The organism is Pseudophaeobacter leonis (assembly GCF_002087335.1).
Taxonomy (GTDB): Bacteria; Pseudomonadota; Alphaproteobacteria; order Rhodobacterales; family Rhodobacteraceae; genus Pseudophaeobacter; species Pseudophaeobacter leonis.
Genome location: NZ_MWVJ01000006.1, coordinates 106234 through 129993, shown reverse-complemented (window position 1 = coordinate 129993; position 23760 = coordinate 106234). Strand labels below are relative to the sequence as shown.

Here is a 23760-nt window from a genome sequence, read left to right as displayed (position 1 = left end):
GGATCACGAGGATTTGGGCTCATCATCGTTGATGGCCACCGTGTAGGGGCCATTTTTAATCTCGTCCGTGCGTGACGCCACCAGCTCCAATGCGGCCTGCGGGATTTTGCCCTCAAATGTGCCATAGGGTGCCAGCGAGCAGCCGCCTTTGGTCATAAAGGAATAGGGGCCGTAGTCCTTGGCCATAAAGGTGCCTGCCTGCACGGCAGCAATTGCCGCGTCCAGCGTGGGCTCAAAATGCCAGATCGCCGAGGCCACCACGGTGTCGGGATAGTCGGACTGGGTGTCGATGACATTGCCAATGGCCAGCAGGCCTTTTTCCTTGGCGGCATCCGAGACGCCAAAGCGCTCCGCATACAAAACATCTGCGCCATTCTCGGCCATAGCAAAGGCGGTTTCCTTGGCCTTGGGTGGGTCAAACCAGGAGCCGATAAAGGAGACCTGGAATTTCATCTCCGGGTTCATGTCACGTGCGCCGGACATAAAGGCGTGCATCAGGCGGTTCACTTCGGGGATGGGAAAGCCACCAACCATGCCGATATTGCCGGATTTCGACATGGATCCGGCGATGATACCCGACAGATAGGCCGCATCCTGAATGTAGTTGTCAAAAACCGAAAGGTTTGGAACGGCGGCGTCTTCCTTAAAGGACGAGCCCATCAGAAAGGCCACATCCGGATAGTCGGCCATGACTTCGCGGGCCTCGGCCTCGACGCCAAAGATCTCGCCGATGATCATCTTATAGCCGCTTTCGGCATATTCGCGCATCACGCGGGAATAGTCCGAGTTCGAGGTGTTTTCAGAATAGGTATAGCTGATATCGCCCCGGTCCTGCGCGGCCAGTGCGGCGACATGAATGCGGCTCACCCCTTGTTGCTCAACGGGGACGGTGTAGATGCCGGCCACCTTGATCGGCTCTGCGGCCAGCAGTCGCGCCGGGGCAAGACCAATCTCCGCCGTCAGACCCGTCGCGGCGCTGGTGGCCAGAAAATGACGGCGCGACAACGCGACAAATGCGGATTTTGTCATGAAAATTCCCCCGAGTTAAAAAGCGGATCCCTGCTGGATCTTGTCCAAAGGGTAAAAATTATGCGCTCGTATAGCAAGGATGCTTTCCCAGATTGGGTATCGCATTGGGAAGACTGATCATTTTTTGCACATTTTGCGCCGCTGTATTGGAATATTGTGCGTTTGAGGAACTGTTCCGAGCGATGTGGCTGCCCCCTTTCAGCCAGAAATCGCAGAGGGCGAGGAGAGCACGAGGAGAGCACGAGGCCAGGGCGTCATGTCTTTGGGTTTGGGGCAATGGTGGCCGGATGTTTATGCCGCTGCAGCTCTGTGACCGTGGCGACAATCTGGCGTTCCAGTTGCCGCGCTGCCGGAGAGGCCGGGTGGGTCGCGCGGCGCAGCAGGTGGATCTGTCGCCGCGCCTGGGAATCAGCCAGACGACAAAAGACCAGCCCGGAGGCTTCTGCCAGTTTGGCTGTCATTTCTGGCAAAATTGTCACCCCAAGCCCGGCCTGCACCATGGCGAGGATCGATGTCATGGTGGGCACCTTCAACAGGGCGTTTTCATGCAGCTGCTTTGAGGCCGGGGCCGGGATCTGGGCCGAGAGCTCATTGGCAATAAAGCGATGTGGCGCGATATCTGCCCAGGTCAGAGCCCGCTGATACCCCGCAAGCGGGTGGCGGGCCGAGCAGACCAGCCCAAAGGCATCCGAGAGCAGGTCTTGTTGGTGCAAGGCGCCGCTGTACTGGCTGGCAGTTGCAATGCCGATGTCCACCCGTTCGCGGGTCACCTCGCGCAGCACCGAGGCCGAGTCCATATCGCGCAGCTCGATCATCACCTCGGGAAAATCACTGTTATAGCGTGAAATGGCCTGCGGCAGGATGGTTCCGGCGACCGAGGGAACGGCCGCGATCCGGACCCGTCCCTGACGCGCTTTGGCAAAGCGTTCGATGGCTTGCACGGTGCTGTCAAACTGGCGCAACTCGTGCTCGGCCTGTTCCAGCACAAAGGCACCCAGAGGGCTCAACTTGCTTTTGCGGTCCGTCTCAAACAGTGGCTCGCCCAGATGGTCTTCGAACTGTTTCAGCATCATTGAGACCGCCGAGGGGCTGCGCCCAAGCTGCTGCGAGGCCTCACTCAAATTCCCGTGCCTGGCGACGACAGCAAAGCAGCGGAGCATTTCAATCTTGATCGGCATTTCAGTTTTCCTGAAATCAACTTCATTAGTTTGAGTTTGAGCGAAATAAATTCGTGAGTCCATAGTGTGTTGTGAAAGTGCATTCTGACGGAAACGGGCCCTACCTCATGAGCGAACTCCATAAAAACCTGATTGCCGGCGACTGGTTGGCTGGCGAGAGCGAGATCGAGAACCGCAATCCTTCGGAGCTGTCAGATCTGGTTGGCCTGTATGCGCAGGCCTCGGCGGAGCAGCTGGAGGCGACGCTGGACAGGGCAGCAGAGGCGCAGCGCGTCTGGGCCGCCTATGGGCCAGAGCGCAAGCAGGCGGTTTTGCAGGCCATAGGATCCGAGATGATGGCCCGCGCTGACGAGCTGGGGCGGCTGCTTAGCCGCGAAGAAGGCAAACCACTGGCGGAGGGGCGCGGCGAGATTTACCGCGCCGGTCAGTTCTTTACTTATTCGGCGCCGAATGTCTGCGCCAGCTGGGCGAGAACGCCGACTCGGTGCGCGAAGGCGTCGAGATTGATGTGCGCCGCGAGCCCGTTGGCACCGTCGCCATCATCAGCCCCTGGAATTTTCCCACCGCTACGGCTTCGTGGAAAATCGCGCCGGCCCTGTGTTATGGCACTGCGGTTGTTTGGAAGACTGCCAATCTGACGCCTGCCTCGGCGGTGGCACTGGCTGAAATCATTGACCGCCAGGACATCCCAAAGGGTCTGTTCAGTCTGGTGATGGGGGCAGGCGGCAGCATTGGTCAAAAGCTGGTCGAGAGCGCCAAAATAGATGCGATCTCCTTTACCGGGTCGGTGCCGGTGGGACGGGGGATTGCCTCGGCTGCGGTGCAAAATTTCACCAAGATCCAGATGGAGATGGGCTCAAAAAACGCGCTGGCGGTGCTGGATGATGCGGATCTGGATCTGGCCGTGAGCCTTGCGCTTGGCGGAGCCTTTGGCGGCAGCGGTCAAAAATGCACCGCCTCGTCGCGTTTGGTCGTCCAGGCCTCGGTGCATGACGCCTTTGTCGACAAACTGGTGGCAGGCGCGCGGGCCATGACGGTTGGCCATGCGCTGGACAGCGCCACCCAGATGGGCCCGGTGGTGAGCGCGCAGCAGCTGGCAGAAAATCTGGCCTATGTGGAGCTTGGCACATCCGAAGGCGCTGAGCTGGCCTGTGGCGGGCAGCGACTGGATCTGCCGCATGAGGGGTTTTACATGTCTCCCGGCGTGTTCCTGAACAGTCACAACGATATGCGCATCAACCGCGAGGAAATGTTTGCGCCGCTGACCAGCGTCATCAAGGTCGACAGCTATGACGAGGCGCTGAGCGTGGTCAATGAGACCAGCTTTGGCCTGACCTCCGGGGTGGTGACGCAGAACCTGGCGCGGGCCACGCATTTTCGCCGCAATGCCCGCACCGGAGTGGTCACTGTCAACCTGCCCACCGCAGGCACGGATTATCACGTGCCGTTTGGTGGCCGCGGCGACAGCTCTTATGGGCCGCGCGAACAGGGTAAAGCCGCTGCCGAGTTCTACACCACAGTCAAAACCGCCTATATCAGCGCAGGCACGCCGGGATGAGGCAGCCCGGCTTTAGAATTGACGGGTTGCAATATGCCAACTGGTCTGAAAAGATCTTTCGCCAGCTGCGCGCAGGCGGCGTCGATGCGATCCACGTCACCATCGCCTATCATGAGAATTTTCGCGAGACAGTGCTGAATTTTGAACGCTGGAACCGCTGGTTTGAACAATACCCGGATCTGATCATGAGGGGGCTGTGGGCTGGGGATGTGGACATTGCCCGGGAAACCGGCCGCACCGCTGTGTTCTTTGGTTTTCAAAACCCCAGCCCGATTGAGGACGACATTGGTCTGGTCGAGATCCTGCACACACTGGGCGCGCGGTTCATGCAGCTCAGCTATAACAACCAGTCGCTGCTGGCGACGGGCTGCTACGAGGCCGAAGACGCGGGCATCACCCGCATGGGCCGTCAGGTGATCAAAGAGATGAACCGGGTTGGTCTGGTGATTGATATGAGCCATTCCGGCGACCGTTCAACCATTGAGGCGGCGGAGATTTCCGAGCGTCCCATCACCATCACCCATGCCAACCCCTTTGAGTGGTCACCGGCGCTGCGCAACAAGACAGACGCCGTCATTCAGGCCGTGGTTGCGGGCGGCGGCATGCTGGGGTTTTCGCTCTACCCGCATCATCTCAAAGGCAAATCCGACTGCTCTCTCCAGAGCTTTTGCGACATGATTGCCCGCACGGCTGAAAAATACGGCGCCGAAAGCCTCGGGATTGGCAGTGATCTGTGCCAGGATCAGCCCGACAGCATTGTTGAATGGATGCGGGTTGGCCGCTGGAAGCAAAGAGCCCGACTACGGCGAGGGCTCTGCTGCCGCGCCGGGGTTTCCACCTATGCCGCGCTGGTTCGCGGACAACCGCGATTTTGGCAATATCGAGACGGGCCTGAAGGCCACCGGCCTCAACGAGGCAGAAATCTCTGGGATTATGGGCGGCAACTGGTACCGTTTTTTCCAGGACAATTTTGGCGCAGCGAGCGAGCAATAGAGCCTCTCATGGTCTCACAGGCGGGACAAAATCTGCGGCGGGTCGGTGGCGCGAAACCGAAAAGTTGAAAACAAGAGAGCGGGATGACGGCAGTCGAAGACAATGCAATCAAGCCAGATCTGCGTGATCCGGCAGTGGTGATGCGTCTGTTCCGCCTTGGCTCCTTTCACCAGTCGCGCCTGTCCTTCATGCGTATTCTGACCCGCCGGATGAAGCGCGAGGCCTGGCGTTTTGACTGTCCTGTTTTTGACATTTCAGACAATGGCGTTGGCCAGGCAGTTTATAGCGCGCATGGGCCAGAGCGCAGCTATTCCTTGGTGGCCTTTGCCCATGATCTGCCAGCAGACCAGCGGTCGGACCGGGTGATTGCCACCGCCTGGGACTGCACCTTTGCCCTGTTCGACGGTGTTCCCACTGCCGCCGACATTGCCCGTCTGTCACAGAATGTCCCCTTGCAGGAGGCGGGCCGCGTCACCGGCTCAGAGCTGTCGGTGTCGCGCGCCAACCGCTCGGTGCGGCTGTGGGAACATGTGGTGTCGCGTCTTGCTGCAGGATCGCAGCCGGATCTGCAACAGATTGAGGCGGTAGGCTATCTGATGCGCACCACGGCCGTTTATGGCTCGGGTAAACTGGGGGCGGCAGATAGGGGGATGATCGCCGGGCGCGCGGAATTTGCAGCCCCCTTTCAGGTCGAGATGCTCTCGGTGTTTCTGACCCGCGCCTTTGTGCGGGATCTGGTGCAGCATATGGCGGATCGGCGTGCCAGGGCTGCTGGCGGGCAGGCCGCACGGCTTGGTCCACTAATTGCCCGTCGCCTGGGGGTCGGCAATTCCACCGGGCTTGGCATGGCGCCTTTCCTGCTTAACCACCCGGTGCTGTTCAGCAATTGGGTCGCGGCGCGCGAGATCGCATTGCAGCGGGTGCGCGGTGTGCAAACCGCCCGCGCGGCCGAGATCGCGACCTTTCATGATCTTTATGCCCGTAGCCGGATATCCGTCGCCAAGTGGCACTCGGACCATCCCGCCCAGCGAGAGCGGCTTGCGGCGCTGCAGGCGGACATTGACCGGATCACAGCCCGTCTCAGCGACGTGGGGCTGGCAGTAGTGCAGCCCTGGGACGACCTGTATCAATGGGGGGCTGCAACCCTGAGCGTTGAGGGGCAGGAATGGCTGGTCTCTTTGCTGCTGGAGCCCTATGGCGATCTGGTCGATGATCTGGCTGACACACTGCCGGCGGACAATACCGCCACCTTTCGCATTGCCGGTGCCATGACCGTGGCCTGCCTGCGTGACGTGTTGTGGGACATCTAGGGCGGGGCGCTTCGGATCGACTGGAGCGTCCCCGCCAATACAGCGCGGGCCTGGTATGTCTCCGAGGAAAAGCTTGAGCCACGTCTGGGTCAGCGCTTTGAAGAGCCTGTCGAAGAATACGAACAGCCCCTGGCGCCGGGCCGCGATGCGTCGCAGCTTTTTGCGGCGCTGGCGCATTGGCCAGATGAGACGGCGATTGCCGAATTCCTGCTGCGCCACCCCGAGCACCGCCATTCGGTGCGCCGGGCGCAGATCGCCAATCGTGCCCCCTATGCCGAGATCCGCGACAATACCATTTCCCAGGATGTGCAGCCCATCGACATGCTGCGCTGCAAGCTGGCATTTTTTGGCGCGATGCATTTTGACCCCCGCTCTGATCGCTGGGTGCGGATCTGTATGTATGGCAACGCGCCCTACCCAGAGGAGCTCGCAAGCCGCGATGGAGATTTCTGGATTTATCCAGAGCTTGCAGAGAGCGGCCAAACTGCCGGACAGACTGTCGGGCAGACTGCCGGAAAGGCGGGGGAGTGCTGAGGGCGTGAGCTATTCGCTGAACGAAATAGAGGCCATGAGCAAACGCGCCGGTCGCGGTGCTGGTCTGGCCTGGGGGCTTGCGGAAGAGGTGGCCAAGAGCACCCGCTGGCTGTCGGCCTTTGGTTTTCCGGGGGCGCAAATGCTGGCAGAGCTGCTGACGCTGAACGACCGCTGGCCTGCGGTTGATCTCTCGCCTGCGACGCTGAGCGGGATCTGGTCTGCCCCTGCCGGCCGGATGAGCCCGCTGATTGCCGGCGCCGCCATGAGCGACTGTGCGGTGCGGATGCAGGCAGGCCAGAGGATCGCGATGGAAAATGTGTCCTTCCCGCTCTTGCTGGTGCCGTTTGCGGCTGGCGCTGCGCTGCGCCTGCGGGGGCCTGTTGCAGTCTCCTGGCAGGGGGTGTGCCTCACCACAGACGGGCAGCGCCTCGCGGTGCAGGGCGCGCGCGCGGCAATTCTGGCGCCCCATGCCGATGCGTTGCATTGCGCCGCTGCGGCCGAGATGCGAGGCGCGCGCGCGCCGGTGCTGCGGGCCGAGGTGGATCCTGTCGCCTGGCAAAGCCTGCAAGGTTTTGCGCGTCGGACCTATGCGCCTGCCACGGAAAGCTCACGTCTTCTGGGCGCCGGTGCCGGCCTGAGTGACACCGATTGATGCAAACAGGCGGGTTGCTGCAAACAGGCGGTGCGCCTGCGGTTCTGTATTTTTGGGGGCGCCCGCGCCTCTGCTTGTTGGGCGCGCCCGCGCCCCTGTTTTTGCCTGCTAAAAAAGAGAAAATCCCCAGATGACCGCCACTGAAACCCTCAGCCTACGTGACAACGAAGACCTCGCCTATCGGGCGCTGGTGGCCGCTGGAACCGCGCCCGACAGCGCCCGGCCTTTGGCGGTGGCAACCGCGATGACCGAGGCCGATGGAGTCGCTTCGCACGGGCTTGCCTATGTGCCGATCTATGCGGGTCATGTCGCCTGCGGCAAGGTCGACGGCATGGCAAGGCCGGTGCTGAGCCAGCCGCGACCCGGCGTCGTTGCGGTTGATGCCGCCACGGGCTTTGCCCATGCGGCTATTGATGCGGGATTTGAGGCTCTGATCCCGTTGGCGCGCGAACAGGGCGTGGCGGTTCTGGCGGGGAAGAACTCCTATAATTGCGGTGTGTTGGGCGTGCATACCCAGCGTCTGGCGCAGGCGGGTCTTATGGGCATCGGGTTCACCAATGCGCCGGCCTCTATTGCACCCTCGGGCGGGGCTGTGCCGGTTTTGGGCACCAACCCGATCTCGATCGCAGCACCCGGCCCGGATGGCGAAGCACTGGTGCTGATTGACCAATCCGCCAGTACCATTGCCAAAAGCGAGGTGATGAAACACGCCCGCGAGGGCAAACCGGTGCCCCTTGGCTGGGTGCTGGATGCCGAGGGAGAGCCGACCACCGATCCTGACCTGGGGCTTAAAGGCTCTATGGTGCCCTCGGGCGGCTACAAAGGCGTCGGCATTGCGCTGATGGTTGAAATGATGGCCGCCGCCATGACGGGGGCCTCTTTGGGCACCGAGGCGAGCCCCTTTTCTGGCCCCGTGGGTGGCCCGCCCAGGACCGGGCAGTTCTTCATCGCGATTGACCCCGGCGCCACCTCTGGCAACAGCTTTGCCGCGCGCCTTTCAACCCTGGTAGGAACAATGCGCGCGCAGGAGGGCAGTCGTTTGCCCGGAGATGGCCGCGCTCGCGCCCGCGCCCGGGCAGCGGTTGACGGCGTTGCGGTGAATACGGCCACCCTGGAGAAAGTGCGCGCCCTGTTTTGAGCGAGCCTGCCTGTGAGCCTGCCTGTGAGCCTGCCTGTGAGCGATCCTGTGACATGAACAAAGGCAGCGGGCTGCAAGCTGCAAAAAACAGACCAGAGACCTGCAATCAGACCAGGTATTCCAGCCTTGCCCCGGCAAACTGGCGGATCACCGAGGGCGCTGCCGTGGCAGGCAACAGACAAAGAGCAGTGGACAGGCCATCAGCCAGCGCAGCCTTTGGCGCACTGACCGAGACCATGCGGCCGGCAGCAGCGCCAAGCCCCGTATGCGGGTTCAGGATATGGCTCTGGGCGTCTCCAACCAGAGTTCCGGCAGCGGCAGAGGTCGCCAGGGCGCGGTCAGAAAGGCTCAGCTTTGACTGCAATCTTGTGTCTGGAGAGACGACACCAACCTGCCAGCCACGCCCGTCTGGGCGACGGCCAAGCGCGGCGATCTCGCCCATGTCCAGCAGCAGGTTTTTCAGCCCCTCGGCGCGGAGCAGGGCGGCGATCTGGTCGGTGATATAGCCCTGTGCAATCCCATTCAGTGTGAGGCCCATGTTGGGGCGCAAAAACCGTACCTCCTGGCTGTCATAGCGCAGGTGTTTCCAGCCAGCGGTGCCAGTGATCACGGGTTCTGTGCCAAGCGACAGCGCCTGCCAGAGCGGCTGCACGGTTGGATCAAACGCGCCGTCCGTGGCGGCGTTCAAACTGGCCGAGAGGCTGAGCACATCCAGCAGTTCCGGCGCGGGGGCGCTCAGATGACCCCTGGCATTGAGGCGGACCAGCTGTGAGGTAGGTTGGTACAGGCTGAAGATGGCCTCAAGCCGCATAAGCTCTGCCTCTATCCGGGCGAACAGCGGTGCGGCCTGGGTTTGGTCCATGCCCAAAATCGTCATCTGGGCGGCTGCCCCCATGGCGCGCCCCTGCCATCGTGCCTGCAACTGGGCCATTTGAGGCGTGTCGGCAATTGCGGGGCCAGCACCAAGACCAGTGGCAAAACTTGCGGCAGAAATGCTGAGAAAGCGGCGGCGGGAAAAAGGCGCGGTCATGAGGGGGTCTCCAATGTCTGGTCCAGATCCACCGGTCCCAGCGCGGCCTCGGCGGGGATATCCGCAAGCGAGGTGACGCGGCCACCATAGCGGGCGGTGAATTTTTCGGCGTCATCAGCCCTGGCAAAAGGCACAATTTCAGGTGCTCCCATGCCACCGGCCACAGGGCTGTTGATGACAAAGAACGCCTCATTGGCGGCAACCCAGTTGTTACTGCCCGGCTTGGCCCAGCTGATTGCTGCGCCCATGTCGCTGACATAGATCGCCGTGATATCGGCGTCGCGCTCGGGCCCTTTGAGGTAGGCGACAAGATCGCGAACCTGGGCAAAAAACAGCGGTGCCGCAAAGCCTTCAAGATGGATCTGCCCCTTGGGGCCGCCATGTTCGGCGATGTTCATCTGGCAAAAATAGCTGAGCGCCACCTCGGTCAGCTCAACGGGAGCCGGGGGCAGTTTGGCCTCTTCCTCCTGACAGGCCGACAGGGCAAAAGCCACCAGTGTAAAAGCCGACAGGGAGAGGACGTTGAGCAGGCTGAGGCGTTTCATGGTTCAACCTTTCCAAAGGCGGCACGGGCCAGAACAAAGCCGACCACGGGCCAGGCCAGCAACGAAAGTGGCGCCGCCCAACCGGGCAGGGCCGAGGCAGCACCTGCCATGACACTGGCAAGGGCGACGCTTTCAGAGGCGGCAATATTCCAGATCCGGAAGGCATCCGCCGGATTGGCCACCATCACCCAGGGAAAGACGCTTTGGGTAAAGGCGCCGCCGCTGTCCATCACCACCGCACCTAACAAGGCCAGATCAAAGAGCACCACAAAGACCAGCCAGAGCCCGGCCGACAGACCGGCCGCCGAGGTGGTGCTGCTGGCCAGCGCTGAGATGGCATAGCCCAGCACCAGAAAGACGGCCCCAAGCAGGATTGAGGTCGCCACCAAACGGGCCAGCGCCACAAGGCTGTCGGCCCCCGCGCTGCCAAACCAGGCGGCTATGGCGCCGGCGGTGCCAAAGCCAATCCCCATGGCGATGGAGAGCGCTGCCAGATGGGCCAGAAATTTGCCCACAAGGATCTCACCCCGGCCGGCCGGATAGCTGAGCAACAGGGCCAGAGAGCCGCGTTCGCGGTCGCCTGCAATGGCATCAAAGCTCATCATCAGGGCCAAAAGGGGTGCCAGATAAACCGACAGGGTGGTCATTGAGGCCACCGAGATGGTGAGCATATCAACGCCGAGCGTGCCGGTGGGGGCAGAGCCCGCAAACGACAGCGCCAGGGCAAAGGCCAGCATGATCAGCGTGGCCATAAAGATCCACAGATTGCGGCGCAGGATCAAAAGTTCAGAGCGGGTCATGGCAAGGATACGCATCAGCTCGGCTCCTCCTGTGAATAGTGACGGTACAGATCTTCCAGCCGCGGCGGCACCATATCGAGATCCACCACCACATCACCAAGGGCGGCAATGCGGCGCAGCTCGGCCATTTTGTCCTGCGGCGCGCAACGGATTTCGACCGAGGCGCCATTGATGCGGCACCCGCCGGTCTGTTGCGCGAGCTGATCCGCCTGGGCCTCTGTGGCGCGCAGGCGCAGCTTTACCGGCAGGCCCGCGTTGGTCGAAAGGTTGGCAAGGGTGTCATCCGCCACCTTTACGCCGCGGCGCAGGATGGCAATGCGGTCGGTGCGGGCCTCGACCTCGGTGAGGGCATGCGAGGCAATCAGCACCGCAGTGCCCTGAGCGGCCAGCTCATCAATGATGGCATAAAGATCCTGACGCGAGATCGGGTCCAGCCCGCTGGTGGGCTCATCCAACAGGGCCAGTTTTGGCCGTCCCAGCAGTACCTGCGCCAACCCTAGCCGCTGACGCATGCCCTTGGAATAGGTACCAATGCGGCGATGCATCGCCTCGCTCAGGCCAACGCGCTGCAGCAGTGCGCTGATATCAGCCGTCTCGCCTGAGAGGCGGGCAAACATCAAAAGCTGCTCATGGCCGGTCAGGGCGGGATGAAAGCTCACGGCTTCGGGCAAAAACGCGGTGTGGGTGCGGGCAGCGCCTGTGCCGGGGCGCGATCCGCAAATGCTGATGCTGCCGCCTTCGGTCTGGATCAGGCCCAGCACTGCCTTGATCAGGGTCGATTTGCCAGCACCGTTATGGCCCAGCAGAGCAAGCCGCTCACCGGCCCTCAGGGTGAGGTCAATCCCCTGCAGCACCTGCGTGGTGCCACGGAATTTGTCGAGACCGGTGATCTCGAGAACCCGGGTGTCGTTGGTGTTATCCATCCTTGTCAACCTTGTTGGCGACCACGGGTTTCACCGGGCGCATCAGGGGGTTGCTGTCGATCACGCCACCGGGCAACAGGGCGGGAAAGGCCGATTGCGACCAGCGTACCAGCTGCACGGCGGGGGAGCCCATCAGCAGTTTGGCAGCGGGTTGCGTCCAGAGCACATGATCCATGCTGTCATTTGGGCGATAGGGCGCATCGGCGATGCCATTGCCATCAACATCAAAGCCCGCGTTGTCGGACCAGTAGTTGCCGCGCCCCTGTTCGGACCATTCGACCCATTTGGAGGCGACATATTTCACCTGATGCCGGTTGCCGACAAAGGCGTTGCCCACAATGTGGTTGTTTTCGCTGGCGGCGGTAAAGTGGATGCCGATGCCGCAGCCCTGGAACCAGTTGTCGGAGAAATCGTTCTTGTGCGAATTGTAAAGAAAGGTGCATTTGTTGCGGGCGCCCTTGACGTAGTTGCCAGTGATCACACTCTTGTTGGTGTAGTTCAGCATCACGCCGTGGTCGCGGTCGTTGAGCGAGACATTATCGCTGACCTTGACCCGGGTTGAGAACATCACCGCATAGCCCAGATGGTTGCCGATTGAGACATTGCCCGTGACCTCAGAGTTGTCGGCATACATGTAGTGCACCGCAAAGCGCAGATCGCGAAACAGGTTGTCGCGAAAAATATTGCGCTTGGAGGAATTCACAAAGACCCCGTCGCGGCCCCAGCGAATGTCGTTGCCACTGACAATGGCACCGGGGGCGTTCCAGACGTAGACGCCATTGCCGCGCATGTTCATATGGCGGTCCTGACGGCCCTCGATCACATTGTCGGCGACCAGTGCGTCGCGCGCGCCGTGGATATCCACCCCGTAAACGTTGCCCAGCAAAATATTGCCTTTGATCACTGGTGCCCGGGCGGTCTTGGTCAGCTGAATACCGCTGTCGATGGTTTCATGATCCGAGCCAGACCCCTGTACCGTGAGGCCCTGAACGATAACCCCGGGTCCGGTCACCGTGATGGTGCTGCCCTGATTGCCACCATCGATGGTGGCATGGCCCTGACCATCCAGCGTGACCGGACGGTCCAGGGTCAGGATTTCAAAATAGGTGCCAGGCGCCAGACGAAGGCTATCGCCGTCCGCCGCCTGAGCGAGCGTCTGAGCAATGGCTCCGGCCCTGTTGGGCACCTGCCAGTCGGCGGCGCAAGCGCCGCCACCGATCAGCAGGGCTGCTGTGAGCAGGAGCCAGCGCATCCTAGGCCCCCCGTGGTTCAACAAACATCCGGCCGCGCATTTCCATGTGCAGCGCGTGGCAGAACCACTGGCAGTAGTACCAGTGCACGCCCGGACGTTCGTCAATAAAGGTCACCGAGGCAGTTGCTTGCGGGCCGACCTCCTGGCGACGCCAAAGTTGGCCATACAAAAGCCATGGGTCAGATCATCAATATCATCCAGATTGGTGACATAGACAGTGACTTCATCGCCCTGCTTGACGGTAAAGCTTTCGAGGCTGAAGTTTGGCGCCTGGCTGGACATATAGACGCGAACCTTGTTGCCATCGCGAATGATGCTGTCCTGATAGTCGTCAAGATCGACATCATCAGCCACGGCCTGCGCGCGGGCCTCTGCCCACGTGGGATCGTTGCGGTCCCAGACATTGACCGGGTTCACCTTTGAGCGGTGTACGATGATGCTGTCGTGCGGCTCGGCAAAGGTGGGGCCATCGTGGACCACCTTCATGGTGTCGCCAGAGATATCGATCAGCTGCTCGTTCTCGGGCTTCAGTGGCCCCACATTCAGGAAGCGGTCCTTCGAGAACTTGTTCATCGAGATCAGCCACTTACCATCGGCCTCGTAGGTCTCGCCCATCGAGGTAGAGTTGTGACCCGGCTGGTAGTGCACGTCGATCTTCTCGAGGATCGGATCCGCGTCGCCGCCGCCATAGGCCTCAATCGCCTTGGCAATGTCCCACTTCACAATCTGGCTGTCGAGGAACAGGGTGGTATAGGCGCGGCCCTTATTGTCAAAGGCGGTGGGGAGCGGGCCAAGCCCCAGTTCGGGCTCTGCCACGATGGTCGAGAGTGGATCGGCGTCGTCATTGAACAGGGCGTCGACTTTTTCCACATCGATCACCGAAACGGTGGGCGACAGCTTGCCATTGATCATGATGTGACGCTTGTCGGGGGCGGCGTTCACACCGTGGGGCGAGTTGGGGATTGGGATGTAGCGGGTGTATTTGTTGCCCGCACCCTTGCGGCCATCGACAACCTTGACGCCCTTCAGCTCCTGATAGTCCCCGGCGGCGATGCCTTTTTCGATCTCGGCCAGGTTGAAGACCACAACATGGTCCATCTCGCTCTCGGTCATCTCGGCCAGGTTCATCCCCATTTCCGAGTTATAGGAGGTCGAAAAGGCATATTTGCCCTGATAGTCACAATCGGTGTTGTCGAGGTTACCAGACACGATCACCTGCCAGGCCACTGCCATCTCGTCGCCGTCGATGGCGGTAAAGATGTTCACATATTCCGCGGGCTCATCGAGGATCTTGCCGTCGTTGATCAGCGGGGCTTCGTGCTCACCATTGGCAAAGACATAGCCGGTGCGCGGGAATTTTTGCGGTCGCAGCCCATGGATGTCATGGGCGTTGGGGATCTCGATGATCTTGTCGCATTTCATCACATCACAGCGCACACGGGCCACACGGGTGTTGGCCTTGTCGTTCATGAACAGGAAACGCCCGTCATAAACCCCATCGGTGAAGGACATGTGCGGGTGGTGCAGATCGCCGTTGTCGTAGGTTTGCTTGCCGTTGGCAGCAAGGAAGGCCTTGGTCTCGGGCAGCAGGCCTTCGGTCAGGATTTTCAGCGACTCGTTGGTTTGGCCCCAGCCGGTGGCCGAGCAGCGGTTGAATACTGGCACCCGCATGAATTCACGCATCGAAGGCACACCCAGAATGCGCAGCTCGCCGGTCTGACCCGAGGACCAGAAGCCATAATACTCGTCCAGCTCACCCGGAGCCAGGCTGGCCGCATTGCCCGCAGCGTTAGCAGCTGTTGCGCCCAGCATGGCGCTGCCGACGCCGGTCGCAGCAAGGGCGGCGCCGGTGGCGGTTGCCCCCAGCAGGCCGCGGCGGGTGACGGAGAGGTCGTTTTTCTGGTCTTCAGACATGGTGTCCTCCTTTAGGAAACAGGTGTCTTGTTCGCGTTGGGGTGATTGGCCGGTGGGCGGCCAAGGTTGAGGTCAGGAGGGAGATTGGGGCCCGGGCTGCCGGTCTTGGAACGGCGTTTGATCTTTTTGATCACCACCGGGCATTTGGTGTCCGACTGGTACAGCACCTGACAATGCAGACAGTTGACGCATTCATTCGGGTTGATTTCACCCGTGGGGTGAATGGCCTGAACCGGGCATTCATTGGCGCAGGTCTGGCAGGGGCTGCCGCAGTCCTTGTAGCTTTCCAGCCAGTCAAACATGCGGATCCGGGCCGGGATCGCCAGCGCGCCGCCCAGCGGGCAGAGGTAGCGGCAGTAGAACCGCTCGACAAACAGACCCGCCAGCAACAGCAGCAGAGCAAAGACGACAAAGGGCCAGGCGCGCGCGAACTTCAGAATGATCGCGGTCTAGAAGGGTTCAATCTCGGCGTAGGTTTCTGCCAGCGGCATCGACACCATCGAGAGGCCAAACAACCCGAGAAAGATCATGTATTTCAGCGGCCAAAGGCGTTCATGCAACCCCCAGGGCAGGGTCCATTGCGGCACCTTGAGGGCGCGCGCCAGTCTGTTGGTCAGCTCCTGCAGCGCGCCAAAGGGGCACAGCCAGCCGCAATAGGCGCCACGGCCCCAAAACAGCAGGGCCGCCGCAATAGAGAACCACTGGATAAACACCAGCGGGTCCATCAGGAAGGCGTCCCAGGTAAAGCCCGACCGCAAGCTAGCCGCCAGCGCCATCAGGTTGACCACGGAAAGCTGCGCATTGGCGTACCAGCCGAGAAACACCAGGGTAAAGCTGAGATAGCCAATGCGGAACCAGTAAAAAGCACGCGCATTCCTGGTGGCCTGAACCTGAAAGAAAAAGACCCCGGTCAGCACCAGCAGCATGACGCCAAGCACGGCGATCTCAATCTGTTTGTCGCGCCAGATCCGCTGCCAGAGCGCAGATTTTGCAGCCGCCTCATCTGTCGCGCTGTCGACCACCACAGGCGCGGCGGCCAGGGGCAGCAGATAGTGTTCCGGCAGCTTGTAGCCGAGATCAAAGGTCAGGAAGGTCTTGTCGATCGCACCGACCACCCGCTGCGCCAAAAGCTGCAGCCGGAAGGGCTCAGTCGGGTCGAACCCGGCGTTGGCAGGGATCTTGAAGATGTCCAGCTCGGAAAAACTGGGGCTGTCAGGGGTCGCAAGCGCGCCCAGCCGACGCTGTTGTTTGTCAAAAAAGCGCACCGAGTTGTCGCCCTGGATCAGCTGGATACGGTCAAAGATTCCGCCGCGCACATAGCCCGAGCCCTTAAAGCTATAGACGCCCCGCCCCAGCACCAAAATGGCCTCTTCGCCCTCTTCCAGCCAATCGGTGAGGTTCTGGTACTCGGCTTCGCCCAGCAGGCTGAGGCCAATGGCGGGCACCGAGACCAGCGCCACATGCATGTCGATGTAGGTGCCGTCAGCTGCGCCGCGTTCCCGGCGCCGAATGGCGCGCCGGTCCCCTGTGGCCTCAAAGGCGGCGTTGATCTGGCCGATGTCCAGTGTCATGCGCCGGGTGGTGCCGTCGCCTGCCATGCTGTGCCAGTCAGATGTCTCGCGCTGGGCCATGTCGACGGCGCGCGTGGGGCCGGTGGCCAGATTGGGCGCAAGGCCGCCCAGACCCAATGCGCGCGCAACCTTGATGCCGCCGCGTACCAGGCTGTCGTCAATGATCATGATGGTGACGGTGGCGCCGGAAATAATATCGAGGTCATGGGCTTCGCCGCCGGTGGCCGCCTCTGCCTTTAGATCCAGCCCGGTATAGCTTTCGGTCAGGTTCACCATTTTGGAGTTGGGAATACCGATGAGCACGATCGGCTCGGAATGTTTCACTAGCTTGACGCCGGTTAGCACGGCCTCGGTGTCAATGCCTGCAACCACGTGGATCGGTTTGCCGGAATACCCGGTGGTGCCGACAAAATCCGAGGTCAGAAAGGCGTAGGCGACCGTGTCGCCCCCCCGCAGGATCGGAGCAACCGGCACGTCCGCGCGGATCGGGCCAAAGGCATCGGCACCGGGGTAAAGATCTGCAGGGGTGAGCTCTGTGAGGAAGGAGGCGAGGCTATCTGCCTGGGCCGGCCCCGGGGCGACAATGGCCACGAGAGAAATCATCAGGGCTGTCATCCAGCCACAAAGAGTGCGCGTTAGCTCCAAAGCACCGCCTCCTTACCTTGAGTGGTTGCCATGGCCGCGCCGCATGCGCGTGTCATTGTATCTGGGGTCAGGCGCGGCGGTCCCCGGCCGTCATGCCAAAACTGCGCCGGGTTTGACGCCGTCTCGATGGGGTGCCCCTGTGCTGTCACGCGGGTGATCCAAACAGCGCTAAGCACGGGGCGCGCGACGCTGCGGGACAGACCATTTTGCGCAGCACACATCAGGCAGATGTCGCAGTCTGGGCAGTCCTGAGACGGGGCATTGCCCTCTGTGACCTGCACCAGGATTTCGATCGCGCCAAATTCGCTGCAGATTTCGATCCATGTCTCTGCCGCACCGGCCTTGCCAATGCTGGGCAGCAGCAGTTGCACCGCAAACAACAGCACCGTCACACAGCCCGCAAGGCGGCGGAAAGCTCCGGTGCCGCGCCGCGGGGGATATCGGGAGAAAGGATGCATTGCTCGCCAGATTCGGTTTCAGGATCTGGGGCAACCCTAGCGAGGTCGCCATAGCCGAAGTTTGTTCCAGCACAAAGATACGCGAATTCCTGCGTCAAGAAATTCGAATTCAATATATTGAATTTATTGTGAAATTTTCTGGGCATGTACAGGAAATGGTCAATGAGGCCGCAGACTTTTGGGAGGCTTGCGAGTGACTTGCGAGTGGTATTCCGGCGTCATCTCCTCTGCGAAATCGTGAAAGGGTATCTTGCCTGCGCAGCGCTGTCAGGGCGCCAAAGAAAAACAGATCGCCCCTGGAAGGGCATCAGGTTTCTGCGGTGGCAATTTCTCTGAAAAAGCGCACAGTAGGGGCGACGGAACACATCTGGTTCTGCGTGTATTACGGGTTGCCCCTTGCTCTGCGGGGGCTGCAGAACTGGTCACAGTCAGAAAGAAGCCTTTATGAACCTCCGCCCTCTTCTCGTTCTTCCGCCTGTCGTGCTGGGTGTTTTGGCTTTCGTCTGGATGACCTCCCGGCCGGACCCTGAGGTGAGCGCGCCGCCGGAAGCGGCGCTGGCCGTGCGGGTGCAGGCGGTTACCCCCAGGACGATCATCGCCACAGCCCAGGGTTTTGGCCGGGTCGAGGCCGAACACAGCTGGGCCGCCCTTGCCGAGGTGCAGGGCCGGGTCACAGGCGTTTTGCCGGGGCTGAACACCGGCAGCATCGTCGAGGCCGGTGCGGTTCTGATCGAGATCGACCAGACCGACAATGAGCTGTCGCGGCAAAAGACCCTTGCCAATATTGCCGCGGTCCAGGCCGATCTTGCAGAGCTGAGCCGCCAGGAGGAAAACTCACAGCGGTTGCTGCTGGTCGAGCAGCGCATCCTCAAGGTGGCCGAAGCAGAGCTGGCCCGCATTCAGTCACTGCTGGAAGCGGGGCGCGGGCACGCAGGCCAATGTCGACACCGCAGAAAAGTCGTTTTTGTCGCAGCAGACATCGGTGACCAATCTGACCAATACACTGTCGCTTTTTCCGGCTCAGGGCGATGCTCTGCGCGCGACTTTGGCGGTGCGGCAGGCCGAACTGGCCGAGGCAGAGCGCGCACTGGAGAAATCCACGATCATAGCGCCCTTTCGGGGCCGGGTGGCCAGCATGGACGCGGAGGTGGGGCAATTTGTCGGCACGGGCGACAACCTGCTGTCGCTGGACAGCACAGCCGCCGCCGAAGTGGTGGCAGAGATTCAGCCCAGCAGTTTTGGCCCCGTTGTCTTTGCCAGTTTTGCCACCGCGTTTCTGCAGGACGGCAGTTTTGACACCAGCCAGTTTATTGCCGCCCTGCAACGCTCTGGGGTGAGCGCGCGGGTTGAGCTGTCGAGCACAGAGGCCTTTGCCGCCGGGGAGGCCGAGATTGTGCGGCTGCGCGGCACGATGGATTCAGAGACGGGCACCATGGGGATTGTCGTCAGAGTAGCCACCCGCTGGTCTTGCGCCCGGGTGTGCGCCCCCCGCCGCTGCATACCGGCAGTTTTGTGCGCGTGGTCTTCTCCAGCATGCCCCGTGCCGACAGTATAGCCGTGCCGCGCCATGCCTTGCATATGAGCGATCAGGGGAAGCCCTTTGTCTATCTGGCTGTTAGCCCGCCTGACAGCCCCTCTGACAGCCCGACTGGCAGTCCCTCTGGCAGTGCCGCGCGACTGGAGATCCGAGAGGTAGAGACGGGCCAGATCATTGGCAGCGAGGTGATCGTGACGGCGGGGCTGGACGGCAGCGAGACCCTGGTTCTGGGCCAGCCCAGCCCGCCGGTTCCCGGTATGAAGCTGGTGCTGATACCCGCGGCGACCCTGGGTGAAGGCAACTGATATGATCTCCTTTTTTGTCCGCCACCCGGTTGCGTCAAACCTGATGATGGTTCTGCTGTGTATTCTGGGGATCGGGGTGCTCGGCAATCTTGAGCGCGAAACCTTCCCGGAATTTACCGCCTCAACCGTGGGGGCCACGGTGATCTACCCCCGCGCCTCGGCGCGGGACGTGGACGAAGAAATCTGCAGCCCGCTAGAAAGCGCGCTCACAGGCACCAACGGCCTGGCTGAGCTTACGTGCCTGTCGACCGATGGTATGGCCACGCCCACGGCAGAGTTGGAAGAAGGCGGCGATCTCACCTTGTTTTTCAACGATGTTTTCTCAGCGGTGTCGGGCATCAATGACTTCCCCACGGATGCCGAGGCGCCAACGGTCGAGATACTGGCGCGCAGTGATCTGGTGGCGCTGGTTGCCGTCTCGGGAATCTCGAGCAAACAGGGCTTGATCGAATATGCCGACCAACTGGCGGATCAGTTGCAGGCCTTGCCGGGGGTGGCTGACATTTCTGTGTCGGGCATTACCGACCGCGAGCTGCAGGTGGTTTTTGACGAGGACACCCTGTATCGCTACGGGCTGTCGACCCGCGATATTGTCGATGCGATCCAGGCCCGCAGTCTCAGCCAGCCGCTTGGTAATGCTGAGTTGGATGAAAACAGCATTGTGCTGCGCTATGCCAATACCCGCCGCACCAAAAGTGATCTCGAAGACCTGATCGTGTTGCCAAACAGCTCTGGCAGTTTTGTGCGGCTGCGCGACCTTGCCGAGGTCCGCATGATGGATACCGATGAGAATGTCGCCTCCTTTATTGACGGCGATCAGGCGGCGATTATCTCGGTGTCCGAAATCCAAGAAGGTCGACAGTATTCGTGTTTTTGAGGCGGTAGAGACGGGGCTCAACGCCGAGCGCGCCGCCTATCCCGCGCCGTTTCGCATCACCGTGACCAACAATATGACCGAACTGGTCGAAGAACGCCTGAACCTGATTGCCGAGAATATCGCCGTGGGGCTGGTGCTGGTCTTCATCACCATGTGGCTGTTCTTTTCCCTGCGCGAAGCCCTGTCGATCTCAGCCGCCCTGCCGGTCTCATTTTTGGGCACGCTGTTTGCCATGAGCGTCTTTGGCATCACCATCAATATGATCACCCTTGTGGCCCTGTTGATGGCGGTGGGACTGATCATGGACGATTCCATTGTGATCGCGGAAAACATCGACAAATGGCGCGCCCGCGTGGGGCCAGCCGAGGCCGCGGCCCGGGGGGCTATGGAGGTCCTGCCCGGCGTTGTCTCGTCCTTTCTGACAACGGTCTGTGTCTTTGGGCCTTTGCTGTTTCTGGCCGGGGATATGGGCCAGATCCTGCGGTTTATTCCCATGGTGCTGCTGATCACCCTGGCGATCTCTCTGTTTGAGGGGTTCTTCATTCTGCCGCATCACCTCAATCACGACGCAGCTTCAAAGCCCGTCTCAAAACCCGGCACAAAACCTAGGCGCATAAAATCCGCCTCGCAGCGCGGGGCCTTGAATGGGTCAAAGAACACGGCGTTCTGCCCATCGCGGCCATGCTGGTAAAGCTGCGCTATCTGACGCTTGGCTCGGTCTTTGCGGTGCTGATTGTGTCGATTGGCCTGATCGCCTCGGGTTCGGTCAAGATGATCGGCTTTCCCTCGACCGAAAGCGACACGCTGACCATGCGGTTTTCGCTGACCTCGGGGATATCCCGGGCGCATACCGTCAGCACGGTTGAGCAATTGTTGCAGGGGCTGCGCGAGGTCGATGCCGAGCTTACCCCCAAGACCGAAGGCGGTGCACCGCTGGTTGAACGGGTACTGGTGCGCTATGCGGTGAATTCCGAGGTCTATGACAATGGGTCAAACACCGCCACCATTACCGTGGATCTCCTGGCCAGCGCGCAGCGCAATGTGCAGGCAGATGACGTGCTTGAGGCCTGGCGGCTGGCGGCGGGACCGATCCCCGATCTGATCCAGTCTTCGTTCTCGCAGTCGGAAATGGGCCCCGGCGGCTTTGATCTGGATGTAGAGCTCACGGGCTATGATCTGGAAGAGCTTGAGGCGGCCTCAACCGCGCTGCGCAACAGTCTTTTGCAGCGTTCTGATGTGGTCGAGGCCTTTCAGGACTTTTATGGCGGCCGGCAAGAAGTGCAGCTGGCGCTGAATGAATATGGCTATCTCACCGGGCTCACGCCGCAGGGGCTGTCCGACCAGCTGCGCAGTGCGTTTGAAGGCACCGAGACGGATAGTTTTCGCTCTAACCAGTCCAATATGGCGGTGCGGGTAAAGCTGGACGATACGGTCTCCCATCTGACTGAGCTGGAGCGGTTCCCCATTCTGGTTGGCAATGGCAAGCTGGTCGCCCTGTCCGAGGTTGCCGAGATGACCCTGACCCAGGGCTATCCCACGAGCACCCGCAAGAATGGCAAAGCCCTGGCGCGTATTCGGGGCAAGATCGACACGACCACCGTCACCTCGGCGCAGATTTCGGCCGTTATCAGCACTGCGCTGGCAGCAGAGCTGCAAGAGCGTTTCCCAGGCGTCGAGGTCGGGATTTCCGGTGCCACGGCCGAGCAGAACAAATCACAGGCGTCTTTGCTAAAGCTTCTGCTGCTTGGGCTGGTGGGGGTCTATATGGTTCTTGCCTTCCAGTTCCGCTCTTATTCGTTGCCGGTGGTGGTGATGCTGTCGATCCCCTTTGCACTGGTCGGCACCATCTGGGGCCATTGGGCGCTGGGAATGGATATCTCGATGCCCAGTCTGATCGGCTTTGCCTCGCTGGCGGGCATTGTGGTCAATAATGCGATCCTGTTCCTCACCTTCTTTCAGACCCATCTTGAGGGCGACGACTATGTTGCGGCCTCACTGGATGCGGTGCGGGCCCGGTTCCGGCCAATCCTGTTGTCGACCTCGACCACCATTGCAGGGCTGGTGCCGATCCTGTTTGAGACCAGCCCGCAGGTGCAGACCCTTGTGCCGGTTGTGGTCTCTGTCGCCTTTGGGCTGATGGCCTCGATGGTATTGGTGCTTTTGGTGCTGCCGGCGCTGATTTCGGTCTATTTTGATGTGGTCAATGTGCGCAAATGGGTGGATCAGTTTCCACGCAGCGAGAACGTTTTGTAGCGCTCAGGGCAAACAACAGCGTCAGGTGCGCAAAGACTACATGCTCAGAACAGGCGCCTCTAAGCCGGGCAAATCCAGAACAGGCTGCGCTGCGGACAGATCGCTTTGAATTCTGATAAAATCAGTTTCTGCCATGCCAAGGGCAGTGCTGCCCGGCGCCCATTGTCCGATCACGTGGCGCGGCGTGGTGATGGCCGCCGTCAGAGCCTGTTGCAGAGGGATATCGCAGTGTTCAACCAGCACCCGCAGGGCTGTGGTAAGATCAAGATCCGCGCCCGCCAGCGTGCCATCGGCCAGCGTCAGCCGTCCATGGCTGCGCGAGATCTGCCGCCCTTCGAGCCTGAAAGAGGTGATATCACTGCCTGCTGGTGCCATAGCGTCGCTGACCAGATAGATCTGTCCAGTCGTTCCGGCCAAAGCCTGCTTGGCGGCCCAGGCGGCGCGCAGTGTCGCTGGGTGGACATGTATCCCATCGGCAATCACCCCGGCGCATAGCCCCGGTGAGCTGAGCGCGGCGCCGACCAGACCGGGGGCACGATTGCCCATCTGGCTCATGGCGTTGAACAGATGGGTGACACAGCTGACGCCCGCCTCGGCATAGTCCATCGCCAGCTCGAACGACGCGTCCGTATGGCCCAGCGACAGGATCACCCCGGCCTGTCGCAGTGTTCTGACCTGCGCAAGGGTGACGTTTTCGGGGGCCAGCGTGACCATGAGCACAGGAAAAAGGGCTGCGGCTGCCACTAGCTGTTCCAGATCGTCCTGTGTCATGGGCCGGATCAGCGCGCCGTCATGGGCGCCCTTGCGGGCCTGCGACAGATGCGGCCCCTCAAGGTGTAGCCCGGCAATTCCGGGCAGGCCTGCGGCGCGGGCCTCGACCACCGCCGCAATGGTTTGCGCTGTTTTCTCTTGCGTGTCGGTGATCAGGGTGGGCAGAATTTGCACCGCACCCAGGCCCCGGTGCGCGGCTGCGATGCGCTGTAGCCCGGCGCAGCTTGGCGCTTCATTCAGCATGATGCCATCGCCGCCATTGACCTGCAGATCCAGATAACCGGGGCTGAGGATGTCGCCTGCGAGATCCACATAGGTCTCGCCTTCGGCTGCGCGGTCTGCCTCTGAGACACTGGTCAGCCGCCCGGCGCTAAATCGTGCGACCAGGTCCCGGTGCAGGGTCTGGCCGTCAAATATGGCCCCGCCCCCATATAGAGTGTCTGTCTCCCTCATTCTGTAACGCTCATCCCGTCTTTCTGATCCGATT

General features: G+C 61.2%; 17 protein-coding genes and 5 pseudogenes. 10 read left to right on the top strand and 12 right to left on the bottom strand.

The annotated features are described in order from the left end of the window. Positions 1-3: 3 nt before the first annotated feature. Together B4968_RS03005 and B4968_RS03000 are read right to left on the bottom strand one after the other, a co-directional pair. On the bottom strand, positions 4-1029 hold the full coding sequence (locus B4968_RS03005) for a BMP family protein (RefSeq protein ID WP_083096475.1): 1026 nt from the start codon (positions 1027-1029) through the stop codon (positions 4-6). Positions 1030-1283: 254 nt separating this feature from the next. Beyond that, positions 1284-2207, bottom strand: coding sequence for a LysR family transcriptional regulator (locus tag B4968_RS03000; RefSeq protein ID WP_083096473.1), 924 nt, complete (start codon positions 2205-2207; stop codon positions 1284-1286). A gap of 107 nt (positions 2208-2314) precedes the next feature. Between B4968_RS03000 and B4968_RS02995 the strand changes: the two are divergent. From B4968_RS02995 to B4968_RS02975, 5 genes and pseudogenes are all read left to right on the top strand, one after another. After that, a pseudogene (locus tag B4968_RS02995) lies at positions 2315-3765 on the top strand (aldehyde dehydrogenase family protein). After that, positions 3762-4758: pseudogene (locus B4968_RS02990) on the top strand (membrane dipeptidase). Before B4968_RS02995 ends, B4968_RS02990 begins: the two co-directional pseudogenes overlap by 4 nt. A gap of 83 nt (positions 4759-4841) precedes the next feature. Next, positions 4842-6602: pseudogene (locus B4968_RS02985) on the top strand (hypothetical protein). A 4-nt stretch (positions 6603-6606) separates the two neighbouring features. Continuing rightward, on the top strand, positions 6607-7254 hold the full coding sequence (locus B4968_RS02980) for a DUF3726 domain-containing protein (protein ID WP_083096471.1): 648 nt from the start codon (positions 6607-6609) through the stop codon (positions 7252-7254). A gap of 130 nt (positions 7255-7384) precedes the next feature. Then, entirely contained in the window at positions 7385-8392 is a 1008-nt protein-coding gene (locus B4968_RS02975) for an Ldh family oxidoreductase (RefSeq protein WP_083096469.1), read from the top strand. 106 nt (positions 8393-8498) lie between these two features. Here the strand turns inward: B4968_RS02975 and B4968_RS02970 are convergent, their stop codons facing one another. From B4968_RS02970 to B4968_RS02925, 9 genes and pseudogenes are all read right to left on the bottom strand, one after another. Beyond that, positions 8499-9422: an FAD:protein FMN transferase gene (locus B4968_RS02970; protein WP_083096467.1), complete on the bottom strand. Its 924-nt coding sequence runs from the start codon at positions 9420-9422 to the stop codon at positions 8499-8501. Then, positions 9419-9967 carry a nitrous oxide reductase accessory protein NosL gene (locus B4968_RS02965; RefSeq protein ID WP_083096465.1) on the bottom strand — a complete coding sequence of 183 codons (549 nt, stop codon included), beginning with the start codon at positions 9965-9967 and terminating at the stop codon, positions 9419-9421. The genes B4968_RS02970 and B4968_RS02965 overlap by 4 nt, the downstream gene beginning before the upstream one ends. Beyond that, on the bottom strand, positions 9964-10782 hold the full coding sequence (locus B4968_RS02960; RefSeq protein WP_420916450.1) for an ABC transporter permease: 819 nt from the start codon (positions 10780-10782) through the stop codon (positions 9964-9966). The genes B4968_RS02965 and B4968_RS02960 overlap by 4 nt, the downstream gene beginning before the upstream one ends. Next, the gene (locus B4968_RS02955) at positions 10782-11690 is read right to left on the bottom strand and encodes an ABC transporter ATP-binding protein (RefSeq protein WP_083096460.1); all 909 of its coding nucleotides are present in this window, start codon (positions 11688-11690) and stop codon (positions 10782-10784) included. Before B4968_RS02955 ends, B4968_RS02960 begins: the two co-directional genes overlap by 1 nt. Further along, positions 11683-12942 carry a nitrous oxide reductase family maturation protein NosD gene (locus tag B4968_RS02950; protein ID WP_083096457.1) on the bottom strand — a complete coding sequence of 420 codons (1260 nt, stop codon included), beginning with the start codon at positions 12940-12942 and terminating at the stop codon, positions 11683-11685. Before B4968_RS02950 ends, B4968_RS02955 begins: the two co-directional genes overlap by 8 nt. Position 12943: 1 nt before the next feature. Next, positions 12944-14856, bottom strand: a pseudogene (gene nosZ, locus B4968_RS02945) (TAT-dependent nitrous-oxide reductase). A gap of 11 nt (positions 14857-14867) precedes the next feature. After that, positions 14868-17042, bottom strand: a pseudogene (locus tag B4968_RS02940) (4Fe-4S binding protein). 20 nt (positions 17043-17062) lie between these two features. Then, the gene (locus B4968_RS02935) at positions 17063-17530 is read right to left on the bottom strand and encodes a hypothetical protein (protein ID WP_083096454.1); all 468 of its coding nucleotides are present in this window, start codon (positions 17528-17530) and stop codon (positions 17063-17065) included. 428 nt (positions 17531-17958) lie between these two features. Next, the gene (locus B4968_RS02925) at positions 17959-18429 is read right to left on the bottom strand and encodes a hypothetical protein (RefSeq protein WP_139792557.1); all 471 of its coding nucleotides are present in this window, start codon (positions 18427-18429) and stop codon (positions 17959-17961) included. Between the two features lie 83 nt (positions 18430-18512). On the opposite strand from B4968_RS02925, the gene B4968_RS02920 reads away from it, so the two are divergent. The 5 genes from B4968_RS02920 to B4968_RS02900 are packed head-to-tail and all read left to right on the top strand — an operon-like array spanning position 18513 to position 22502. Beyond that, positions 18513-19085 carry an efflux RND transporter periplasmic adaptor subunit gene (locus B4968_RS02920; RefSeq protein WP_139792556.1) on the top strand — a complete coding sequence of 191 codons (573 nt, stop codon included), beginning with the start codon at positions 18513-18515 and terminating at the stop codon, positions 19083-19085. Beyond that, positions 19064-19372: an efflux RND transporter periplasmic adaptor subunit gene (locus B4968_RS02915; RefSeq protein WP_139792555.1), complete on the top strand. Its 309-nt coding sequence runs from the start codon at positions 19064-19066 to the stop codon at positions 19370-19372. Before B4968_RS02920 ends, B4968_RS02915 begins: the two co-directional genes overlap by 22 nt. Position 19373: 1 nt before the next feature. Further along, entirely contained in the window at positions 19374-20249 is an 876-nt protein-coding gene (locus tag B4968_RS02910; RefSeq protein WP_083096439.1) for an efflux RND transporter permease subunit, read from the top strand. Then, positions 20164-20940, top strand: coding sequence for an efflux RND transporter permease subunit (locus B4968_RS02905; protein ID WP_161492544.1), 777 nt, complete (start codon positions 20164-20166; stop codon positions 20938-20940). The genes B4968_RS02910 and B4968_RS02905 overlap by 86 nt, the downstream gene beginning before the upstream one ends. Further along, entirely contained in the window at positions 20931-22502 is a 1572-nt protein-coding gene (locus B4968_RS02900; RefSeq protein WP_083096434.1) for an efflux RND transporter permease subunit, read from the top strand. The genes B4968_RS02905 and B4968_RS02900 overlap by 10 nt, the downstream gene beginning before the upstream one ends. 36 nt (positions 22503-22538) lie before the next feature. Here the strand turns inward: B4968_RS02900 and nagA are convergent, their stop codons facing one another. After that, positions 22539-23726 (bottom strand): N-acetylglucosamine-6-phosphate deacetylase, encoded by a 1188-nt coding sequence (gene nagA, locus B4968_RS02895; protein ID WP_083096503.1) that lies wholly within the window; start codon positions 23724-23726, stop codon positions 22539-22541. Positions 23727-23760 lie beyond the last annotated feature (34 nt).